Source organism: Leucogemmata humicola, assembly GCF_055379415.1.
The window spans coordinates 70392-89397 of the sequence record NZ_AP040875.1; the positions used below are offsets into that span (position 1 = coordinate 70392).

A 19006-nucleotide genomic window follows, 5' to 3' on the forward strand; every position below is an offset into this window, starting at 1 on the left:
GAGGTTACGGCGCGAGCTTTCGCAGCGCGACGATGTGCCCTTTGACGTCGGAAATCGTAGTCGCCGGATATTTGTCCGCGGCGAGATCGACGAAGCGCTCGTATTCGCGAATTGCGCCAGGCAGTTCACGCTGCGACTGCAGGAACAATCCGAGCGCGTAGTGCGCGCCGGGTTCGTTCGGGTCGAGCTTCACGGCGTCTTCAAAGAATTGGCGAGCGGTTGTCATGTCGCCGATTGCCTGATACTGCGTGGCCAGCCGCGTTTTCACGGCGACGCGTGAAGGATCGAGTTGGCTCGCTCGCGCGAACGCAGACAGCGCGTCGCTGTGTTCACCACTCGCGCTGAGAATGTCGCCAAGGTTGACCCATGCGTCGACGTTGGTGTTGTCGTGGGCAATGGCCTGGCGAAACATCTCTGTCGCGGCGGACGCATCGCCGCGCTGCTTCAAGAGCGCGCCGTAGTCGTTGTACGCAGTGGATGGAGCGGATTGCGTCGCAATCGTTTTCTCGTATAGACCGTTCGCCGCGTCGAGATCGCCGCGCATGTGCGCCGCGTAGGCGAGTTTGAACAGCGAGTCGACGGCGTGCGGACCGGTTGCCGCGGGCGGCGGGGATTGTGTTACCGGTTGAACGACGGCGCGAGCCACTCCCTGTTGAGCGATTCCTGTTTCGGCTGGTTTCGTGATCGGCGCGGGCTTGGTGACCGCTGCCTTCACGGTCGAATCAGGCTTTGGATGCGCCACAGTGATACCGCTAGCCGTGCGGGCCGGCGTAGCGGCGACCGTATGTGTGGCAACCGGAGGAGTGGCAACTGGGGGAACGACAACTGGGGGAACCACAACGGGCGCCGCCGATTTGACGACGGCAGGGACCGCGGCTTTCTGAGGCGTCTGCGCTGATGGAGCGACCGTTTTTGGCGGCTGTGTCGGCGGAACGATGACTGGGCTCACCTTGAGGACAGGAGCCGCCGGTACGTGATCGAACAGCGACGGGATGACTATCGTGCCGTGCGTTCGGAGCGACAGCGTGGCGCCGACGACGACGGACGCGCCAGTGACTAGCGTGACGGCCGCGATCCCGAGTACGCGACTCCGGCGATGGGATGACGGACGCGGACTTGGAATGACGAACTGCGCGAGCGGCTTGGTCGGGCGGCGAACGGACTCGGCGACTCGCTCGCGGGTCGCTTCCTTGAGCGCATCGCCAATGAGACTCATGGCTTTGCCCCGACGACCTCATCGCGCTTAGCGCCAACATTCACGACGGATTGCGGAATCGGCGCCGGTGTTCGGCGTGCGATGGAATCCACGGATGCCGTGGTGGTGACGGGAGCGTTTCGGCCAGCGCAGAGCGACGATACGTCGGTCAGGCGTCGCGACAGCATTGAGTCTGCCGCCGCGGAGGAGGCGAGGTCGGGCGAGATCGTTGAACAGGCGGCCGTGGTATCGGCGCCGTCGAGATGCGTGAGCGCAGTGAGCACCACTGCGCGCGAATGCTCCACACCCGATGGAACGAGTTGGGCGAGTTGCGTCAGATGCTCGATTGCCGCGGCGCGATCGCCCCGTGAGAGCTCGAGCTGTGCGAGACGCATGAGTCCATCGCGCGCGCGCGTCGAGCGCGGATACTTCGCGACGAACGCGCGAAGATCTCGCTCAGCTTCGTTCGCGGTGTAAGCCATCGTCGCGCGCCGATACAACATGTCTTCGGGAGTCGTTGCGCCAAGTCGCGACCAGAGCGAAACGCCCGTGACGGCGACGGCGAGAACCGCGATGCCTGCCGCCACGACGAAACGCCGCCGCCATCCGTTGTTGGGGCGATTCGTTGCTGCTTCGGAGTCCTCGCCACGGAGTGCGGCGAGCGCTTTACGAACGTGCTGTGGTTCGATGTCGCGTGTTTGCGACGCGTAGCCCGCTAGCAGTGCGCGATCCGCGATGAGATTGATGAGTCGCGGAACGCCGTGTGAGCCGCGATAGATCTCATTCATCGTGCGGGCGCTCAGCTCGATCTCGCCAGCGGCGCCAGCGATCTCGAGCCGATGATGGACGTAACGACTCGTTTCTTTCTCGTCGAACTCGCCGAGCGAGCATCGGATCGACACGCGCTGGTTGAGCGGCGCGAGCCGCGGCGTCGCGATCATCGCGAGCAGCTCGGTCTGACCGACCAAGACGATCTGGATCAGTTTTTCCGCGTCGGTTTCGAGATTCGTGAGGACACGGATCTGCTCGAACGCGTCTGCGCTGAGGTGCTGTGCCTCGTCGAAGACGGCAACGCACGTCTTTCCAAGCGCGTGTTTGGCGAGGACGAATTGGGTGAGACGATCGAGCAGCTCGATGTGCGAGCCGTCGTCGGGGACGTTTACGCCGTATGCCGTCAGCAGTGCGACGAGCAGCTCGGTTCCCGTGACGAACGGGTGCGAAATGAGCGCAGCCGGAGATTTCTCATTCTGAAGCTTCTCAACCAGGGCGCGACAGAGCGTTGTTTTGCCTGTGCCGGTGGCTCCCGTGACGAGCATCAGGCTTTCGTGATTGCCGATGCCATAGAGAAGCTGCCCCTCGACTTCTTTGAACAGTGTCGAGGGGTAAACGAATCGCGTGTTGGGCGTGAGTGAGAACGGCTTGTCTTTCAGCCCGAAGAACTGCTCGTACATGGTAGCGCCCCGTCGATGTCCGACCGGTGGCGATGCAGTCGATGTTGCTCGGAAAACCGCATCTCAACTCCACAGACGATTGCGATGCGGTTCGGCAAAAACTTTAGGACTGCCCTTCAAACCGTTACAGGCGGCTCTACTTCCAGTCGGCGATAAACAAATTGAGTCCGCCTTCCTTCACCGTGCGACCGGATGCCCATACGAGCTTCTTGCCGTCGGGGCTGAACATGGGGAAGCCGTCGAACTCGGGGTCGTCGGTCACCTGTTCGAGGCCGGTTCCATCGAGGTTCACGAGATACAGCTCGAAGTTGCGGCTGTGCGGATTCTTGTAGTTCGACGAAAAGATGATGCGCTTGTCGTCGGGCGTGAAATACGGGCCGAAGTTGGCGCCGCCGAGGTTGGTGATCTGGTGCTGGTTGGTGCCGTCGGCGTTCATGATCCAGAGCTCCATTCGGTTGGGCCGCACGAGCCGCTGTTTGAGCAGGTCCTGATAGTTGGTCAGGGCCGTATCCGTCGGATGCCAGGCGCGGTAGACGATCTTCTTTCCGTCGTGCGAGAAGAAGGGACCGCCGTCGTAACCCTTCTGTTTCGTCAGCTGTTTGATGTCTGTGCCATCGACGTTCATCGTGTAGATGTCGAGGTCACCATCCTTGAGCGACGTGAACACGATGCGCTTGCCGTCGGGCGACAGCGTGCCTTCGGCTGTATAGACGCCGTAGTTCGTCAGCCGCTTGAGTCCCGAGCCGTCGGGATTGGCGCTGAAGATGTCGTAGGGGTCGAGACCCCAGACATATCCCTTGGACGGATCTGGCTTCTGCGGGCAGGCGGTGTCGGCCATGTGGGTCGAGCCGAAGAAGATCTTCTTGTCGCCGTCGTAGAAGTAGCCGCAGGTGGTTTTGCCGCCACCGGTCGACACGCGCTTCACGTTCGAGCCATCGACGTTCATGACGAACTGCTGGTCGCAGGTTCGTCCGTTTCGTGTCGACTGGAAGATCAGACGCTTACCATCGTGGCTGAAGTACGCTTCGGCGTTGTCGCCACCGAAGGTGAGCTGCTTGATGTTCGCGAGATGGGGCTCAGCGGCTGGGCGAGCGCCCGAAAGCACAACCGCCGCCACGAGAATCGCGGCGGCGGTGAGAGGTAGAGTTCGCATCCTCAAAATCTAGGGCTTTTTCGGCGGCGCGGTATGCGTGGTCGACGTCAGGGTCTCGCCGGCCATGGCGAATAGGTCGCGCTGTGAGGTGCTCTTGTCGAGCAGCTCGATCGCCTTCCGAAGCGGTGCGTCGTAAGCGAGGTCGCGGCGTTTGGCCGTCGAATCGCCCGAGACGTAGTGCGCGACGCGCTGTTCGAGCAGGCGGCTCACGTAGCGGCTCGCTCCGTCGAACTGCTTGCGATCGACCGGAATGTTCTTAGCCTGCAGGCGCGTGTAGAACTCGTTCAACCACGCCGGCTGGACGGTGAAGTTCGCACCCGCCGTCTTTGCCAGCTCCATGCTGTAGTCGGTTAGGACGGTGACGAAGTCCTGGCCTTTCGGAGCGACGGCCTTGGTGAACTGCTGTTCCGGGGTGCTCAGCGTGTCGTCCTGAACGATGACGTCAGGTGTGATGCCGCCGCCGCCGTAGACCACGCGACCGCCGTCGGACTTATACGCCGGACGCGTTTTCTTGCTCGTGTTCGTCTCGTTGGTGTCGGCGGGTGTTTCGACGAACTGACCATTCACGAACTTGCGCGGGCGCTGGATCGTACGACCGCTCGGCGTGAACCACTTGCCGGTCGTGAGCTTGAGCGCGTAGCCGCCGTCGAGGTTGTAGACGCCCTGGACGAGGCCCTTTCCGAAGCTCGTTTGGCCGACGACGAGTGCGCGGTCGTGGTCCTGGAGTGCGCCGGTGACGATTTCCGACGCGGACGCGGTGCGTTCGTCGGTCATCACGATCAACGGGATAGATGGGGCGATCGGCGTGGCCTTGGCGTTCTCGACCGACGGCGGACCTTCGCGTCCCTTGACCGCCGCGATCTGCGCGCCCGGCTGCAGGAACATGTTCGCAATCTCGAGGCTCTGCGTCAGGATGCCGCCGCCATCGCCTCGGAGGTCGAGGATGATGCCTCGAGCGCCCTGCGCTTGGAACTGCTTGATCGCCGCGGCGACGTTGTCGGCAGCATTCTCATTGAACGTCTGCAGCGGGATGTAGCCGATCTTGTTGCCGAGCGAGAGCGTGAATGGGACCGCCGGAATGTGAATTTCGGCGCGCGTGAAGTTCGCATTGATCGGTGCGGGAACGCCTGGACGCGAGAAGGTCACGTTCACCTTGGTACCGATGATTCCCGTGAGGGAGTCGGACACGTTGGTGATGGTCCAGCCCTGAGTGGTTAGCGGCCCGACCTTGATGATACGATCGCCTTCGCGCACTCCGCCGGCTTCGGCTGGTGTGTTCGGATAGACCTGCGCGACGGTGATGAGATGCGTCTGCGGATCTTCTTCGATCAGCATACCGAGACCGCCGTAGCGACCGCCGGTGCGGCTGTTGAACTGCTTCAAATCCTTTGGAGTGAGCAGTTCGCTATAGGGATCGTTGAGCTCTCGAACCAGTCCGCGGGCCGCCTTCTCGAACACGTCGGCTGTCGGAAGCGTGTCGACGTATCGATCGCTGACGAGCGACATGACCTGATCGAGCAGCTGCGCGCCCTCGCGCTGGCCGCGGCTCTGAAGAAGGAAGCCGCCCGCGAAGACGGGAACGCAGAGTGCGCCAATGAGCGCGATTTTTCGAGAGCGTAGCATGCGTAAGTCCAGCGTGATGTTGTTTCTAAACGATAACTCGGACCGGAACAGCCTGCCGCCGGGAGGGCTTCAACGTTCGTCGGGTGATTCAGGCAAGGAGGAGGCCTCGCCGACGTGGCGACCCCAAAGCGATTTCCAGGAAATGGCCACGCCGGAGCGAAAACGCTTCTTCGTCAGGCGGAGACCGTCCGGTGAAACGGCGATCGTGAACGACTCACCGTCGATTTCGATTTCGCGCCGAATCGTTTTGTCGAGCTTGGTGGCCATAGGTCTCTACGTAGTACCCTGCCAAGGCGTGGCAGTTCGGACGGCCTATTGTTTCCTGCCCAACATGTAATCGACGAACCACTCCCGTTGCTGTTGACGAACGACCGCCTCACGAATCACTCCAGTGGCCTTGAGCATGTCGTGGGCCGGCTGAAGAACTCGTTGTAAGTGCGACGGATAACGCTGGTTGAGTGGTAGCTGTTCGCGGAGATGGTCGAGAGAGACACGCCACGCGAGCACGCCCCCGGCGCGAGCGACCTCGATGAGGCGGTAGAGCCGCCGGGCGACGGGTGACGGCAGGGAGAGGTATCGTGCGACGCTGAGCTGAACGACGTGACGAGCTCGAACGTTCTGACGGACGATGGGCGAGATCACGACTCGTGCTTCACCGGGCTCGGCGGCGACCATCGCGGGAAAAAGAGCGAGCTGATCTCGCTCGGTCGATCGTCGTCGCTCGATCATGACCGAGCTGAGGAGCGTGAAGCGGATGTCGGCCATCTCGGCCACCGCCGCGTCGAAGTAGCTACGCTCCGACTGCAGCACCGTCCGTTCGAGGCGCGTGAGCGAGCCGCGAAGCTGTTCGTATGTTCGGCCGTCAACATGGCGGCCGATCGAGCGCAGGAAGGCGTGAAGCGTGAACGACAGTGCTCCGTCCTGCGGCTCCCCCGCTTCCTGGTAGCGCCGCATCAACTCGACGTACACGTCCTGGTCGAAAGTGCCGGGGAGTCGATCGCCGGGATTCGCGAGCACGCGCCAGCGCCCGCCGTCGGCGTTGGTATACGAGATCGCCGCGTCGTCCGAAGTGTCGCTCAAACGAAAGAGCGGGAGTTCTTCGAGCGCGCGGTCGAGAAGGACCGCGCGCGTCACCGAGCGCCGCTTCGCGGCGAGCGTCATGACAGCGGAATCAGTTCGCCGTTGATCGCACTCGCCGCGCTCGAGCAGAGAAAGACGACCGCGTCGGCCACCTGTTCTCGCTCGATGTACCGTGCGTCGTCGCCCATGTCGGCGACGTTGGTCGCTGTGCGAATGGCGATCGGCGCGAGCGCGTTCGCTCGCACGCCGTTCGCGCGCTCCTCAGCGGCGATCGAACGCATGAGCGACGCGACACCACTCTTCGCGACGGCGTACGCGGACATGTTCGGTCCAGCCTTCCCAGGAAGGGCTGGTTGTGCAGCAAACAGAACGATCGAGCCACGTGCGCGTCGCAACATCGGCAGGAACGCGCGTGTGGTGAGGAAGGTCGTAGTGAGGTTGATGGCGATCTGCCGATTCCACACGTCGAGCGTGGCGTCGGCGACGGGACCACTCATGGCAAATCCGCCGGCCATGTGCACGAGTGCGTGCACGCGGTCTCCACGATCGCGCCTCACGCGATCTACGAGCGAGGCGACGTCGGCGGCGTTCGTGAGATCGCAGGGATACGCGCGGGCAGCGTAGCCGGCCTTTGCCAGTTCCGACGCGCGAGCTTCGACCTTCTCCGCGGTTCGATCAACGAGGACAAGCGATGCGCCGAGTTTACCGAAGGCGGCGGCGACCGTTTCGCCGACCTGCCCCGCCCCACCCACGCCGGTGAGGACGACAGTCGAGTCAGAATCCATGGGATAAGCATGGCGGTGACGTGCCCATGCCCGCAAACCGGGAGCCGAACTCGGCGTGGCATGGTCTGTGTGTACGTACGTCGGCAGCCATGTCACGACTCAAGCGCATCGGCAAAGTCATCCTCGTTTTCGCCGTTCTCGCGCTCGCTCTCATCGGTGCGCTGACGGTGACACGCGGTACGCCCGTCGGATCCGTCGTCACGCTCTCCGGGAGCGGCCCACCGGCAGTCGGCGATTCGCTGTTTGAGCGAACGTTCGAGCTGTTCACCGGGACCCATATGTTTCCGGGGAATCAGGTCGAACAGCTGCTGAATGGGAACGGAGTGTACCCGCGGCTGTGGGAGGATCTCAGATCGGCGAAGCGGACGATCACCGTCCAGATGTACTACTCGCTACCCGGCAAGGTGGCGGACACGCTCGCTGCGATTTTGATAGAGCGAGCGCGGGCAAAGGTCCGCGTTCTGTTTCTCATCGACGCGTTCGGATCGCAGCACCTATCGCGCGAGTACGTCAAACGTCTGCGCGATGCCGGCGTGGAGGTGGCGCGGTTGCGTGCGCTGCACTGGTTCACGATTCACAACGCGAGCGATCGGTCGCACGTGCGCGTCGTGGTGGTCGATGGGCGCGTGGGCTACACGGGCGGATTCGGCCTCGCCGACTATTGGTTGGGCGACGGACACCACGAAGATCAGTGGCGTGAGTCGAACGTCCGCTTCTCCGGACCAGCAGTCATGGCACTGCAGGCGGCGTTTTCGGCGGCCTGGGCGGAAGCGACTGGAGAGTTGATCACCGGCGCGCTGTTCTTTCCCGAGGCGGGATTCCAGGAGGTTGGACCGACGCACGCTGGTCTCCTCTACGCGGCGCCTACGACGGGGAGCACACCCGCCGAGCGATTCCTGGCGCTGACGATGAGTGGTGCGCGGAAGACGCTCTATATCACGAACTCGTACTTCGTGCCGGACGATGATTTTCGGCGTTTGCTCGAGCGCGCAGTTCAACGCGGTGTAGACGTGCGAATCCTTACGGTGAGCGAGAAGACCGATGTGAAGACCACGTGGTACGCCGGCCGCGACCGCTACGAGGAAATGCTGGGTCGTGGAATTCGGATCTTCGAGTACCAGCCGACGATGTTGCACTCCAAAACCATCGTTGCCGACGGCGTCTTTTCGTCGATCGGATCCATGAACTTCGACAACCGGTCGATGGCGTTCAACAACGAGTCGAATCTCGTCGTTCTCGATCACGCGTTTGGCGCGCAGATGGATTCGGTGTTTCTCGACGACCTGCGTTACGCGAAGGAAATCAAACTCGATGAATTCCGCACGCGCTCGCGCTGGTCGAGGATGCTCGAGCGAGGCGCGACCCTGCTTTCGCGCCTGCTCTAGCCCGACTATCGGATATCTTCGCGACCGAGCGCCGCGCGCACCGCCTCGCGCATGGCGATGAGCGCTTCGTCGCGCGACGCCGGGGAGTCGTCGCGAACGTGGAGCTCGATGCCGTCGGCCACGGCGACGCGCCGCCAGCTCGCCGACGGGTCATTGTCGGTGCCCTGACGCCGCGTCTCGACCGTTGCGCCAAGCGCGGCCGCGAGTGACGTCGCTACGCGGCGCTCGAGCGCGTCGCCGGTGAGCTCGACCATCTCCCTCTTGATGATGTCGAGCGTCACTCCCTCGCGCTGGCGGATTTTGATCGCGAGGAGCTGAAGAAAGTGCCGGTAGTTGTAGGTGGCCGCGGTGCCAGTGCCCTCCGGCCGAGCGAGCAGGCCGTTGGCGACATAAAAGCGAATCGAACGTGCACTCGGCGCGGCGCGCGCGGAGGCATTCGTTGGACGAACGCCGGCGGCATCGACGAGGGCTGTCACGTGGGCCGCGAGGCCACGTGCGTTCCAGGGAGCATGACGCGCGTGAGCGCGGAGAAGAGCAATAGGTGAGTCAGCCATGACTGGCGGGAAGCTTGAACGTCAGAGTGGTACCGAGGTGCTGCGCGCTTTCGAAAGAGATCGCGCCGCCATGATCGCAAAGTACGCGATGTGCGATCGCGAGGCCGATACCTGCGTGTCCCGTTTTGGTGCTGACGAGCGGTTCAAAGACCCGCGCGAGCGTCTCAGGGGCTACCGGAGCGCCGTCGTTCGTGATCGACGATTGCCATGCACCGTCGATGGCGGACGAGGAAAGGATCGCGAGGTCGGTTCCTTCGGGCGCGGCATCGATCGCGTTGATGAGCGCGTTCGAAAAAGCCTGGCCGAGCTGTTCGGCGTCGAGATCGCAGACCACGCACGGTTCCGCGGGTGTGTGCTTGGCGAGAAGCGCCTTTGCTTCGAGAGCACCGCGATGGTCGGTGAGTACCCTCGTCCAGACGTCGTCCGGGTTTGCACGCGTCAGTTGGACTGGCTCGGGCCGCCCGTATTCGAGGAGCGTGGCGACCAGTGCGTTGAGTCGTTCGGCTTCGCGCATGATCCGTCCGATGTTCTTCTCGACGACAGGATCATCGGTGATGCGATAGCGAAGCAATTGCGCGGCGGAGGTAATGCCGAACGCCGGGCCGCGCAGCTCGTGTGCAAGCGCAGCAGCCATGTCCTGCGACGCCTTTACGCGCTCGCGATGAGGAGCGCGTGACGGCTTGGCGGTAGACGATCCGAGGTCAGGCTCGGCGGCGGTCATGGTGGATATTACCCGTCACGGGCGTGCGGGGAAACCAGAAACACAACGGCAGCGAAGCGCATGCCGACGCCTCGCTGCCGTTGTGAGGAAAGGACTACCGCGACTAGCGGCGCTTCTTCTTGCCGGCGGGCTTTTTGGGCGCCGCCTTTTTCACTGGCTTCTTCGCAGCCTTGCTCGCACTCGCCTTCTTCGCGGGCTTGGCTGCTTTTTTCGCGACTGCCTTTTTCGGTGCGGCTTTCTTTGGCGCAGCCTTCTTCACGGCGGCCTTCTTTGCCGCGGGCTTAGCCGCAGGTTTCGCCGCCGCTCTTGCCGCCGGCTTGGCCGGAGCAGCCTTGGCGACTGCAACAGGCTTGGCTGATGGAGCTGCCTTCGCAACCGGCGCCTTTGCCGGTTTCGCGGCTGGGGCGGGCTTTGCTGCGGCCGGCTTCGCCGCGGCGGAGGCGGCTAGTCCAGCAGCAGCTGCAGGAGCTGCGGACTTGGGCTTTGGCGGACGTCCGGGACGGCCCGGACGGCGCGGGGCGCCACCGAACGGATCGCTGTCATCGTCGTCTTCTTCTACGGCTTCGACGGCCGCCGGCTCTTCTTCGTCATCGTCCGGCTCGTCGGTGCTGTCCCACAGGTCGTCGCTATCGTCCTTGTGAGTCATCCAGCCGCCGTCTTCCTCGTCGTCGTCGTCGTACGAGGAGCTACCGCCACCACCGCTCCCGTATCCCAGATCGTCGACATCATCGTCTCGATCCGAGAATCGAAACTCCTCGCGCAACTCGTCACCTCGCGGCATGCCCGCCTCCTGAGGGTTGTGTGATCATCGATTAACAAAGGTTCGTCGGCCGACCGCGGTCGCGGCGCCACTCGTCGTGCAACAGATCGTCAGCTTGAGTCCTGCCACGCACACGCGTATCACGCAGTCGTTGTTATCAACGCCTTAGTATACTGAGCCAAGCACTTCGTCAAGGATAAGACGGAGTGGTTCACGTGAACGTTGGAGGAAATGCGCATGCCGAAAGTCATCGTGCTCTTTTACGGCGTCGAGAGTCCCGCGTCAACATTGGCTGAAGCGGCGGCTGATGGCGCGAAGGCTGTTCGCTTCACGGAAGTCGACGTGCGCGCCGGTTCATCACACGAGCCAACCACGGGCAAACGACACAAGTCGCTCGATTCGGCCGAGCGTCTGAAGGACTACGATGGCGTGGTGCTCGCTGCGCCGGCTGCAGGTGAGGCGCCGGCGGAACTCGACGCGTTACTGACTGCGCTGGAGAGCACTCCGCCGATTGGCGTTTTTGCGAACACGGTGTTCGCGGTACTCGGCGGCGACAACACGACGTTGCTTGGTCGTGTGGCTCGGTTGGGTGGAATCATCGTCACCGAGCCTCTCGGTGTGGATGATCCTGAGGGAAGGGCTCGTGCGACGGGGAAGCGAATTGCGAAAGTGGTGGAGTGGGTGCGCCACGCGCAGAGCCACGAGCAGTCACACTCACACAGCCATTCGCACGACCATCATCATCACGAGCATGGCGACCATCATGAGCACCATGACCACCACGATCACGGTCGGTCAGGCGGCTGAGTGATGGCACCAAGTCGAAGGCCCCGAGCGGATGCTCGGGGCCTTTGTTGTCACTGGGGCTGACTCGGTTCAATCGACGAATTCGACGGTTACTGGCTTCTTGATCAGCCCTGCTTGCACGCCGCGTTCGAGGAAAAGGCGAACGGCCTGTCGGCCGCGATCGCCGTAGTCGAGGGTCCAGTCGTTGACGTACATCCCGACGAAGGTGTCGGCCTTGGACCGATCGAGGCCTCGAGCGTATTGCATGGAATGGTCGAGAGCCGCCGTGCGATGCTGCAATCCATACGCAATACTGTCATGAAGATGGCGCGAAATCTTTGCGGTCATCTCCGGTCCAAGATCCTTCCGAACGACGTTGCCGCCGAGTGGGAGGGGTAGGCCGGTCTCGCCGAACCACCATTCGCCGAGGTCTTGGATGAGGTGCAGGCCGTTGTCGGCGAAGGTGAGTTGGCCTTCGTGGATGAGGAGTCCAACGTCGACCGTTCCAGCGATCACCGCGTCTTCGATCTGATCGAAATGGGTCGGGACCGCGATGAAATCAGGCTCGAATAACTGGAGAGCGAGGTACGCGCTGGTTAGCGGGCCAGGAATCGCGATACGCTTTCCCTTCAGATCGGCGCGCGTCATCGGCGTCTTGGCGACCAGGCGCGGTCCGTAGCGGTCACCCATGGAGGCGCCGTGCGGGAGCAGCGCGTACTGATCCGACAGGTACGCGTAGGCGTGAATCGAAACGGCCGTCACCTCGAGCTCACCACGAAGCGCGCGTTGGTTCAGCGTTTCGATGTCCTGGAGCTCGTGAACGTAGGTGAGGCCTTCCGTATCGATTTTGCCGGAGGCGAGCGCATAGAACATGAATGCGTCGTCCGAGTCCGGACTGTGAGCAACGTGAATCGTGGTCATGGACGCTTGGCGTCGAGGGCGATCGTGATGTCGTTCTCGTGAGTGATGTACTCGGGCAATTGCTTCGTGCGTTCGGTCGGCACTGCGGCAACGAGCTTGTCGTGATACGACCGCTCGGCTGCAGCATCCTTGCGCATTCGCGCGGCGTTGCCGGCGAGAATGAGACCGAGGAGGTGCTTTGGGTTGCTGGCGAGGATGGTGTCGGCCTGTGCGCGGGCGAGCGTTTCGTCGCCCGAGATCGCGGCGACCCGGCCAAGATCGTAGCGCTGATCGAGGTCGAGGGTGCCGATCATCTGGTACGCGGTGATCGCCATGGGCGCGAACATCTGCACCGTGTCGGCCCGACCACGCTCGTGAGCACCCATGACGCGGTTGTACAGCTTTACCGCCGCGTCGGCGGGCGACATTTGGCTGATGTCGGGCGGACGACCGCTGCCCGATCCGGCGAAGGGTGCAGCGCCGGCCGATGCGTCGGCTTGCGGCGGAGCCGCGTCGGACGTGGAGCGCGCGAAGCGCTGACCGGCGATGAGAGCGATGAGAGCAACAAGCGCGATGGCGGCTACGCCCCAGGGAAGCGCGGACGAGAAGCTCCGCTGCTCGGGGCGGCCTTCAGCGCCGGCAGCTGTTCCGCATCGATGGCAGAACTTCGCGCCGGGACTGAGTGGGGCGTCGCAGGCGCCACAGGTGGCGCCGGCGAAGGGCGAACCGCAGTTCGAACAGAACTTCCCGGCAGCGGCTGCGCCGCAGGCCGGGCACTGCGCCGTTTTGGATGAGGACGAAACGGGTGAAGGAGAAGCCATTCCCAAAGGTACACAGCTTCACCGACGAGTGCCCGGTCCAGTCGAACTACCGCGCGTGTCGCCCGCCGGGCTCCGAAATGCCTTCGACAGTGCGACCGGCCTGCTGAGCGTCGCTCGTCTTGAGGACGACGTCCGCCTGGGCCACGATGCCAAGGAGCGAGCCGCGTTCATCGACGATTGGAATGCGACGCACCTTCTCGGTGCGCATGGCCTGCATCAACGAGGCAACGTCGTCGCTCTGGCCGCAGGTGGTGAGTTCGCCGCTGCTCATTGCATCGCGCACCTTGCAGCTGCTGTCGCGGCCTTCGGCCACGCAACGAATCGCGATGTCGCGGTCCGTGATCACGCCGACCAATCGGTTGTCGCCCGATCCGGCGACGACCGGCACGATGCCGACTTCCTCGCGGAGCATGATCTGGGCGGCTTCGCGCACGGTGGCTTCCGGGGTGACGCTCGCTGGGTCGCGCGTCATGATATCCTGAATCTTCATAGGTCTCTCGCCTCGAGTGTTTGCAAATTGAAAGCAGAGCTCGGGCAATCCGTATGCCTGTCGTCAGGCGAGCGCTACAGCGATGCGAGCGACGAGACCGCGCGCTAGCTTGACGCGAATGACGCTGCCGCTGCGCCTCGAGTCGGATCGAGCATCGTTGCCGTTGCGACGAGAAGTCGCATGGACGGCGCTCGTGTGGTTGACGGTTGGCGTCGTTGCCGCGGTCCTTCGCATGATCGCGCGTCGAGCTGTGGGGAGTGCGCCGACATTCTCCGACGCGTTCATGGACGCGTGGATGATCGGACTCTGGGCACTGGCGACGCCATTCGTCCTTCGCTCGGCGAAGCGGTTTCCCGTTCGTGCGCCGAATGCTTTGCGGCACGCAGTGATTCACCTGACGCTTGGCACCGGCTTTGTGCTGGCGACGAACGTCATCATTCGGCTACCGCTATTCGTGCGAGCTGGTTGGGCGGAGTTCGTTGCGAATACGGCGCTCGGCATCGCGACGTACTATCCAACAGCGATCATTTCCTACTGCGTGATGGTCGCGATCGGACATCGATTGTTTGCGCCTCCTGTCGTCGCTGCAATCAACGACGGGCCAACGCTCGAGGATGCCCCCGTCGTCGTCGAAGAATTGCGCTTGGTGATTCGCGAGTGGAATCGCGTGCATCTCATCGCACCCGACGACATCGAGTGGATCGAAGCGGATAACAATCACGTCGTCGTGCATACGGCGACGCGAGACTATAAAGGACGCGAGCGGATCAGCGACGTGGAAGCGCGGCTCGACGCGCGGCGCTTCGTACGGGTGCATCGATCGGCGGTCGTGCACGTGGCGAAGATTCGCGAAGTACAACCGCTGATGCGCGGCGATCAGGCCATCGTACTCCACTCGGGGCGCGTCGTGCGCGTGGCGCGCAGCCGACGCCAAGCGCTCGAAGAAGCGCTCGGCGTCGTGCTCTGAGGCGAGATCAACGTCGCGGACGATATTCCGCGGCGAGGTAGATCGCGAGATCGTCGTCCGGGACGCGAACGAAGCCGGTGCCTTCGGGGCCACCGTAGTTCTTCACCCAACCAGCAGCGAGTCCCCATTCGTCCGTTGCGAGTACGACGGTGGGACCGGATTGTTCGACGCCGAACGCAGCTCGCCAACGTCGTGGCAATCCCCAGCGAAGGCCAACGTCGTTCGTCGTCACACCACGCGGATCGAAGATCGCGGCTTGGTGCGATACGCCTAGCAGCTCAGTCGGAGCGTTCCATTTGAAGTCGGACAGCGACGGGCCTTTTCCGGCGGAATCGATCGACCAGAGCAGCGGCGGCACACCGGTCCACACGATCTTGCCGCCGGCGTCGAGGTATTGTCGCACGAGCGACGCGCGCGGCGTGCCGGCACTCAGCGATGCCGGGATGTGATCGGTGGCGAAAACCACGACACTGGGTTGTTTGTCGGCAGTGCGAGCGCGCAAGAATTCTTCGAGGGCTTTGGGATTGAGGACCGCGTAGCCGCGACGTGAGAGATACGTCGCGGTTTCGACCGATCGACTCGGGCCGCTGGGAGGTACGTAGAGCGAATCGAGATAGACGGCGCGTTGCACCACGGGGCCGTTCGTCAGGAGGAGCGAATACACACCGCCGTCGGTGCTGCCAAAGACGACGAGATCACCGGAGACGACGGGCGAACTGAAAACCTGCGAGCCCGTGCGGAACACAGCGAGCGACTTTCCGGTGTGCCGATCGAGCATGTGCAGGCGCCCAGCGCCATCGCCGACAAAGAGCCGATCGCCGGCAACTGAGGGGGACGACCAAACGATTGCGCCTACGTCGGTACGCCACAGTTCACGTCCAGTCGCGGCGTCGAGCGCCTGAACGAATTGGCGATCGGAACTACCGTCGTAGACCACACCATCGGCAACAGCCGGCGAGCTGTTGATCCACGAAATCTGATGGTCGTACTTCCAGCGCAGCGATCCGGTGGCGGCGTCGAGAGCGTAGACAAAACCGTCGCGCGCACCGATGAAGACAACGCCGTTCGAGACGGCCGGCGACGACTGAATGCTTCGCCGATCGAAACCATAGTTCTCTGAATGCAGCGTGGCGCCTTCGGTGTCGTAGCGCCAGCGTTGCTTGCCGTTGGTGAGATCGAATGCGTAGACGCGTCCGTCGAACGAGCCAACGAACGCAAGTCCGTTGGCCACAGCCGGCGTTCCGCGCACTCGACCACCCGTGCTTGCGCGCCAGCGAACCTTGCCCGAACCCGCATCGACGGCGTACACCTGTCCGTCGCCAGCGCCGAAGACGACGAACCCATTCGCCGACGTAGGCGATGACGTGTAGCGATCGCCGCTTTCGTGTCCCCACGGGAAAGGGATGACCGGGCCGGTGGACAGCTTCCAGCGAAGCGCACCCGTGCGCGCGTCGACGGCGAAGAAGCGACCATCGTAAGTGCCAAAGAAGACTGCGCCATCGGCGACTGCAGGCGAAGACGACACGGGGGATCCCGCGGCGAAGCGCCAGAGCTTGGCGCCGGTCGATCGATCGAGAGCGTACATGCTTCCGTCGCCACTGCCGACGTAAACGCTGTTGCCGACGATGGCGGCGGATGAGATGACGTCGCCATTGGTCAGGAAGCGCCACTGAAGTCCGAGCAGGGTCGACGCACCGCCAACGTAAACGCCGGCGTGCGCCGGTCCTCCGCGGAATGACGCTGTCGCTGCGGGCTGAGCGGCTTGCTGTGTGACCGACTGCGCTAGTGCGCCTACTGACACAACGCAGACAAACGCGCCGAGAAGCGCGAAGGTCGTTAGGCGAGCGCGCGTGGTTGGATTCGCAAAATTCGAGGACACCGAAAGCTCCGGGAGAAATCGGCGGCCAATCTCCAAGTTTGGTGCATGGTGTCGCAACCCCGAAGAAGCGCGCGAAAGCGGATCGGTGGTGAACGGAGAGGGTTTTGTGGTGAACTGCGCAGCGAAGTGCTGCTTTACAACAGCGCCGGACGAGCCTTAGCGTACAGTCCACCGATCCAACCGAGGCTATTCTGCCGACTCGCACGCGTTCACTGACGCCGGACACAAGCGGCGCATCGAAGAAGGACATTCTGGAGCTCACCGACAAGCTCAATGTCCGGTTCATGCGCTTACAGTTCACCGACATTCTTGGCATCAACAAGAACGTCGAAATTCCGTCGTCACAGTTCGAGAAAGCGCTGGCCGGCGACATTATGTTCGACGGCTCGTCGATCGAAGGCTTTGTGCGCATCGAAGAGTCGGACATGCTCCTCGCGCCGGACCTGGACACGTTTCTCGTCTATCCGTGGGGTGATCAGGACAATCGGATCTGCCGACTCATCTGTGACATCAACACTCCGGACGGCAAACCGTTTCCTGGAGATCCGCGTGGAACGCTGAAGGGCGTGTTGGCGAAGGCAAAGTCGATGGGCTTTGTCATGAACGCCGGCATGGAAGCGGAGTTCTTCCTCTTCAAGCCCGACACATCGGGCGCGGCGAGCACGACGACGCATGACGTCGGCGGGTATTTCGATCTTGCGCCGGCAGATTTGGGCGAGGACGCGCGGCGTGCGATGGTCGATACGCTCGAGCGCATGGGATTCGAGGTGGAAGCCGCGCACCACGAAGTGGCGCACGGCCAACACGAGATCGATTTCCGGTACGCGGACGCGCTGAAGACCGCGGACAACATCGCCACGTTCCGCTTCGTGGTGAAGCACGTTGCGACGCAGTTCGGTCTGCTCGCGTCGTTCATGCCAAAGCCAATCTTTGGGCAGAACGGCAGCGGCATGCACACGCACCAGTCGCTCTTCAAGGGAAAGGACAACTCGTTCTGGGATCCCAAGGCGGAGTGGGAGTTGTCGAAGACAGCGCTTCATTATGTGGGTGGCTTGCTGCGACACGCACGTGGGATGTGTGCGATTACGAATCCACTCGTGAATTCGTACAAGCGGCTCGTTCCCGGCTACGAAGCGCCGGTGAATGTCGCATGGTCGATGCGCAATCGATCGCCGCTCATCCGTGTTCCCGATCGCCGCGGACCGGGCACGCGTGTCGAACTGCGCTCACCCGATCCGGCAGCGAATCCGTATCTCGCGCTCGCGGTAATGCTCGCCGCAGGTCTCGACGGCGTTGAAACGAAGGCCGATTATCGCGAACCGGTGAACGAGAATATCTGGGAAATGAGCTTTCGCGAAAAGCGTCGCCTGCGAATCGATGATCTGCCGCACGACCTCAACGAAGCGCTCGACGAATTGGAAAAGGACGATGTGATCACTGCGGCACTCGGCAAGCACATCACGTCGAACTTTGTTGAAGCGAAGCGGCAGGAATGGCGCGACTACATCACGCAGGTGAGTGCGTGGGAGCTCGATAGCTACCTGGCGAAGTACTAACTAGCGGCGTCGCTCGGCGACCAATGCTAGCGGCACGGCACGCGCCCCACGCCAGGTGTGCGTAACTCCGGTCGCGTCGCGAATCAGCATCTGTCCGGAAATTCCGCCGTCGAGCATGACGGCGTCGCGGGCACCGAGCGCGCCCATCACGGCGGCCATTTCTGGCGTCGTGAGTCCGAATGGGACAAAGCCTAGCGTCGAGCCAAGCGCGTCGAAGCGCGTGAGCGCGACAATGACTCGCCCGTTCGCATCGATGCCGATGGCGGCACGCGCGTCGCGGTGCTCGACGTCAATCATTCGCGAATCACCGCGGAGCTCGGCCGGGACTTCACCGGCGCGTAGCAGCGTAGGGTACGATTGAAATGCCCACGCCGCCGATGCGGTCGCAGCGCCGGGGGAGTGCGAGATGCGCGGTGTCCCACTCGAGTCGATGAGCACTGTGCTCGATAGAGGTCCGGATCCGGCGGCGAGCCACTGCGATCCGTCGAGAACAACGCGACCCCATGGCATGGTCTGCAAGAACTGGCCGGCGTTCACCGCGAATACAGGCGTCGATCGAGTGCGATCGACCGTCCACGATGGCGCACCATCTCGCGCAAAGGCTGTATCGAGTCGGAGTGTCACGTCGCGAGGATTGATGCGTGCGACGATGACGCGGGTTCGCCACGCTTCGCCACTCCCGGCGAAGACCATTTCCGTCCATTCGACGCCGCTAGACGCCGACCGCCAAGCAATGCGACCAAGCGATGCGGTGTCACCGGATTGCCAACGCGTTGGCGCGTTGGCGGCCGTCCACCAGACATGCCATGCGCCGTCGCGGCGCACGGCGAGCGACGAATTCGGAAGCGACATCGCGGCCGCCGAGAGCACGGCCGCGATCCAACCGGAACGGAGCATTCG

The 19006-nt window shown here is 63.0% G+C and carries 19 protein-coding genes; 4 read left to right on the forward strand and 15 right to left on the reverse strand.

All coding sequences use genetic code 11. The annotated features are described in order from the left end of the window. Nucleotides 1-4 precede the first annotated feature (4 nt). From AC6H4Z_RS00350 to AC6H4Z_RS00380, 7 genes are all read right to left on the reverse strand, one after another. Nucleotides 5-1216, reverse strand: a complete 1212-nt coding sequence (locus tag AC6H4Z_RS00350; RefSeq protein ID WP_497544737.1) for a tetratricopeptide repeat protein — start codon at nucleotides 1214-1216, stop codon at nucleotides 5-7. Then, nucleotides 1213-2646: an AAA family ATPase gene (locus AC6H4Z_RS00355; RefSeq protein WP_497544738.1), complete on the reverse strand. Its 1434-nt coding sequence runs from the start codon at nucleotides 2644-2646 to the stop codon at nucleotides 1213-1215. The genes AC6H4Z_RS00350 and AC6H4Z_RS00355 overlap by 4 nt, the downstream gene beginning before the upstream one ends. A 136-nt stretch (nucleotides 2647-2782) precedes the next feature. Next, entirely contained in the window at nucleotides 2783-3799 is a 1017-nt protein-coding gene (locus AC6H4Z_RS00360; RefSeq protein ID WP_497544739.1) for a TolB family protein, read from the reverse strand. A gap of 9 nt (nucleotides 3800-3808) precedes the next feature. Then, entirely contained in the window at nucleotides 3809-5422 is a 1614-nt protein-coding gene (locus tag AC6H4Z_RS00365) for a S41 family peptidase (protein ID WP_497544740.1), read from the reverse strand. A 69-nt stretch (nucleotides 5423-5491) separates the two neighbouring features. After that, nucleotides 5492-5689, reverse strand: a complete 198-nt coding sequence (locus AC6H4Z_RS00370; protein ID WP_497544741.1) for a hypothetical protein — start codon at nucleotides 5687-5689, stop codon at nucleotides 5492-5494. A gap of 45 nt (nucleotides 5690-5734) precedes the next feature. Continuing rightward, nucleotides 5735-6583: a replication initiator protein A gene (locus tag AC6H4Z_RS00375; protein WP_497544742.1), complete on the reverse strand. Its 849-nt coding sequence runs from the start codon at nucleotides 6581-6583 to the stop codon at nucleotides 5735-5737. After that, complete coding sequence (locus tag AC6H4Z_RS00380) at nucleotides 6580-7287, reverse strand: SDR family NAD(P)-dependent oxidoreductase (protein ID WP_497544743.1); 708 nt, start codon at nucleotides 7285-7287, stop codon at nucleotides 6580-6582. The genes AC6H4Z_RS00375 and AC6H4Z_RS00380 overlap by 4 nt, the downstream gene beginning before the upstream one ends. Nucleotides 7288-7376: 89 nt before the next feature. On the opposite strand from AC6H4Z_RS00380, the gene AC6H4Z_RS00385 reads away from it, so the two are divergent. Beyond that, on the forward strand, nucleotides 7377-8672 hold the full coding sequence (locus AC6H4Z_RS00385) for a phospholipase D-like domain-containing protein (protein WP_497544744.1): 1296 nt from the start codon (nucleotides 7377-7379) through the stop codon (nucleotides 8670-8672). Between the two features lie 5 nt (nucleotides 8673-8677). Here the strand turns inward: AC6H4Z_RS00385 and AC6H4Z_RS00390 are convergent, their stop codons facing one another. From AC6H4Z_RS00390 to AC6H4Z_RS00400, 3 genes are all read right to left on the reverse strand, one after another. After that, the gene (locus tag AC6H4Z_RS00390; RefSeq protein ID WP_497544745.1) at nucleotides 8678-9226 is read right to left on the reverse strand and encodes a MerR family transcriptional regulator; all 549 of its coding nucleotides are present in this window, start codon (nucleotides 9224-9226) and stop codon (nucleotides 8678-8680) included. Further along, on the reverse strand, nucleotides 9219-9947 hold the full coding sequence (locus AC6H4Z_RS00395; protein ID WP_497544746.1) for a sensor histidine kinase: 729 nt from the start codon (nucleotides 9945-9947) through the stop codon (nucleotides 9219-9221). Before AC6H4Z_RS00395 ends, AC6H4Z_RS00390 begins: the two co-directional genes overlap by 8 nt. Nucleotides 9948-10050: 103 nt before the next feature. After that, nucleotides 10051-10728, reverse strand: coding sequence for a hypothetical protein (locus tag AC6H4Z_RS00400; RefSeq protein WP_497544747.1), 678 nt, complete (start codon nucleotides 10726-10728; stop codon nucleotides 10051-10053). A gap of 216 nt (nucleotides 10729-10944) precedes the next feature. On the opposite strand from AC6H4Z_RS00400, the gene AC6H4Z_RS00405 reads away from it, so the two are divergent. Beyond that, on the forward strand, nucleotides 10945-11514 hold the full coding sequence (locus AC6H4Z_RS00405) for a hypothetical protein (RefSeq protein ID WP_497544748.1): 570 nt from the start codon (nucleotides 10945-10947) through the stop codon (nucleotides 11512-11514). A gap of 69 nt (nucleotides 11515-11583) precedes the next feature. On the opposite strand, the gene AC6H4Z_RS00410 is transcribed toward AC6H4Z_RS00405, so the two are convergent. Genes AC6H4Z_RS00410 through AC6H4Z_RS00420 form a run of 3 tightly spaced genes read right to left on the reverse strand, consistent with a single transcriptional unit; the run spans nucleotide 11584 to nucleotide 13704 of the window. Continuing rightward, nucleotides 11584-12414 carry a menaquinone biosynthesis family protein gene (locus AC6H4Z_RS00410; RefSeq protein WP_497544749.1) on the reverse strand — a complete coding sequence of 277 codons (831 nt, stop codon included), beginning with the start codon at nucleotides 12412-12414 and terminating at the stop codon, nucleotides 11584-11586. After that, entirely contained in the window at nucleotides 12411-13214 is an 804-nt protein-coding gene (locus tag AC6H4Z_RS00415; RefSeq protein ID WP_497544750.1) for a double zinc ribbon domain-containing protein, read from the reverse strand. Before AC6H4Z_RS00415 ends, AC6H4Z_RS00410 begins: the two co-directional genes overlap by 4 nt. A 46-nt stretch (nucleotides 13215-13260) precedes the next feature. Continuing rightward, the gene (locus AC6H4Z_RS00420) at nucleotides 13261-13704 is read right to left on the reverse strand and encodes a CBS domain-containing protein (RefSeq protein WP_497544751.1); all 444 of its coding nucleotides are present in this window, start codon (nucleotides 13702-13704) and stop codon (nucleotides 13261-13263) included. Between the two features lie 118 nt (nucleotides 13705-13822). Between AC6H4Z_RS00420 and AC6H4Z_RS00425 the strand changes: the two genes are divergently transcribed. After that, complete coding sequence (locus tag AC6H4Z_RS00425; RefSeq protein WP_497544752.1) at nucleotides 13823-14671, forward strand: LytTR family DNA-binding domain-containing protein; 849 nt, start codon at nucleotides 13823-13825, stop codon at nucleotides 14669-14671. A 7-nt stretch (nucleotides 14672-14678) separates the two neighbouring features. On the opposite strand, the gene AC6H4Z_RS00430 is transcribed toward AC6H4Z_RS00425, so the two are convergent. After that, nucleotides 14679-16550 (reverse strand): outer membrane protein assembly factor BamB family protein, encoded by a 1872-nt coding sequence (locus AC6H4Z_RS00430; RefSeq protein ID WP_497544753.1) that lies wholly within the window; start codon nucleotides 16548-16550, stop codon nucleotides 14679-14681. Between the two features lie 191 nt (nucleotides 16551-16741). On the opposite strand from AC6H4Z_RS00430, the gene glnA reads away from it, so the two are divergent. Beyond that, entirely contained in the window at nucleotides 16742-18106 is a 1365-nt protein-coding gene (gene glnA / locus AC6H4Z_RS00435) for a type I glutamate--ammonia ligase (protein ID WP_497546995.1), read from the forward strand. Here the strand turns inward: glnA and AC6H4Z_RS00440 are convergent, their stop codons facing one another. Beyond that, nucleotides 18107-19003, reverse strand: a complete 897-nt coding sequence (locus AC6H4Z_RS00440) for a phosphodiester glycosidase family protein (RefSeq protein WP_497544754.1) — start codon at nucleotides 19001-19003, stop codon at nucleotides 18107-18109. Nucleotides 19004-19006 lie beyond the last annotated feature (3 nt).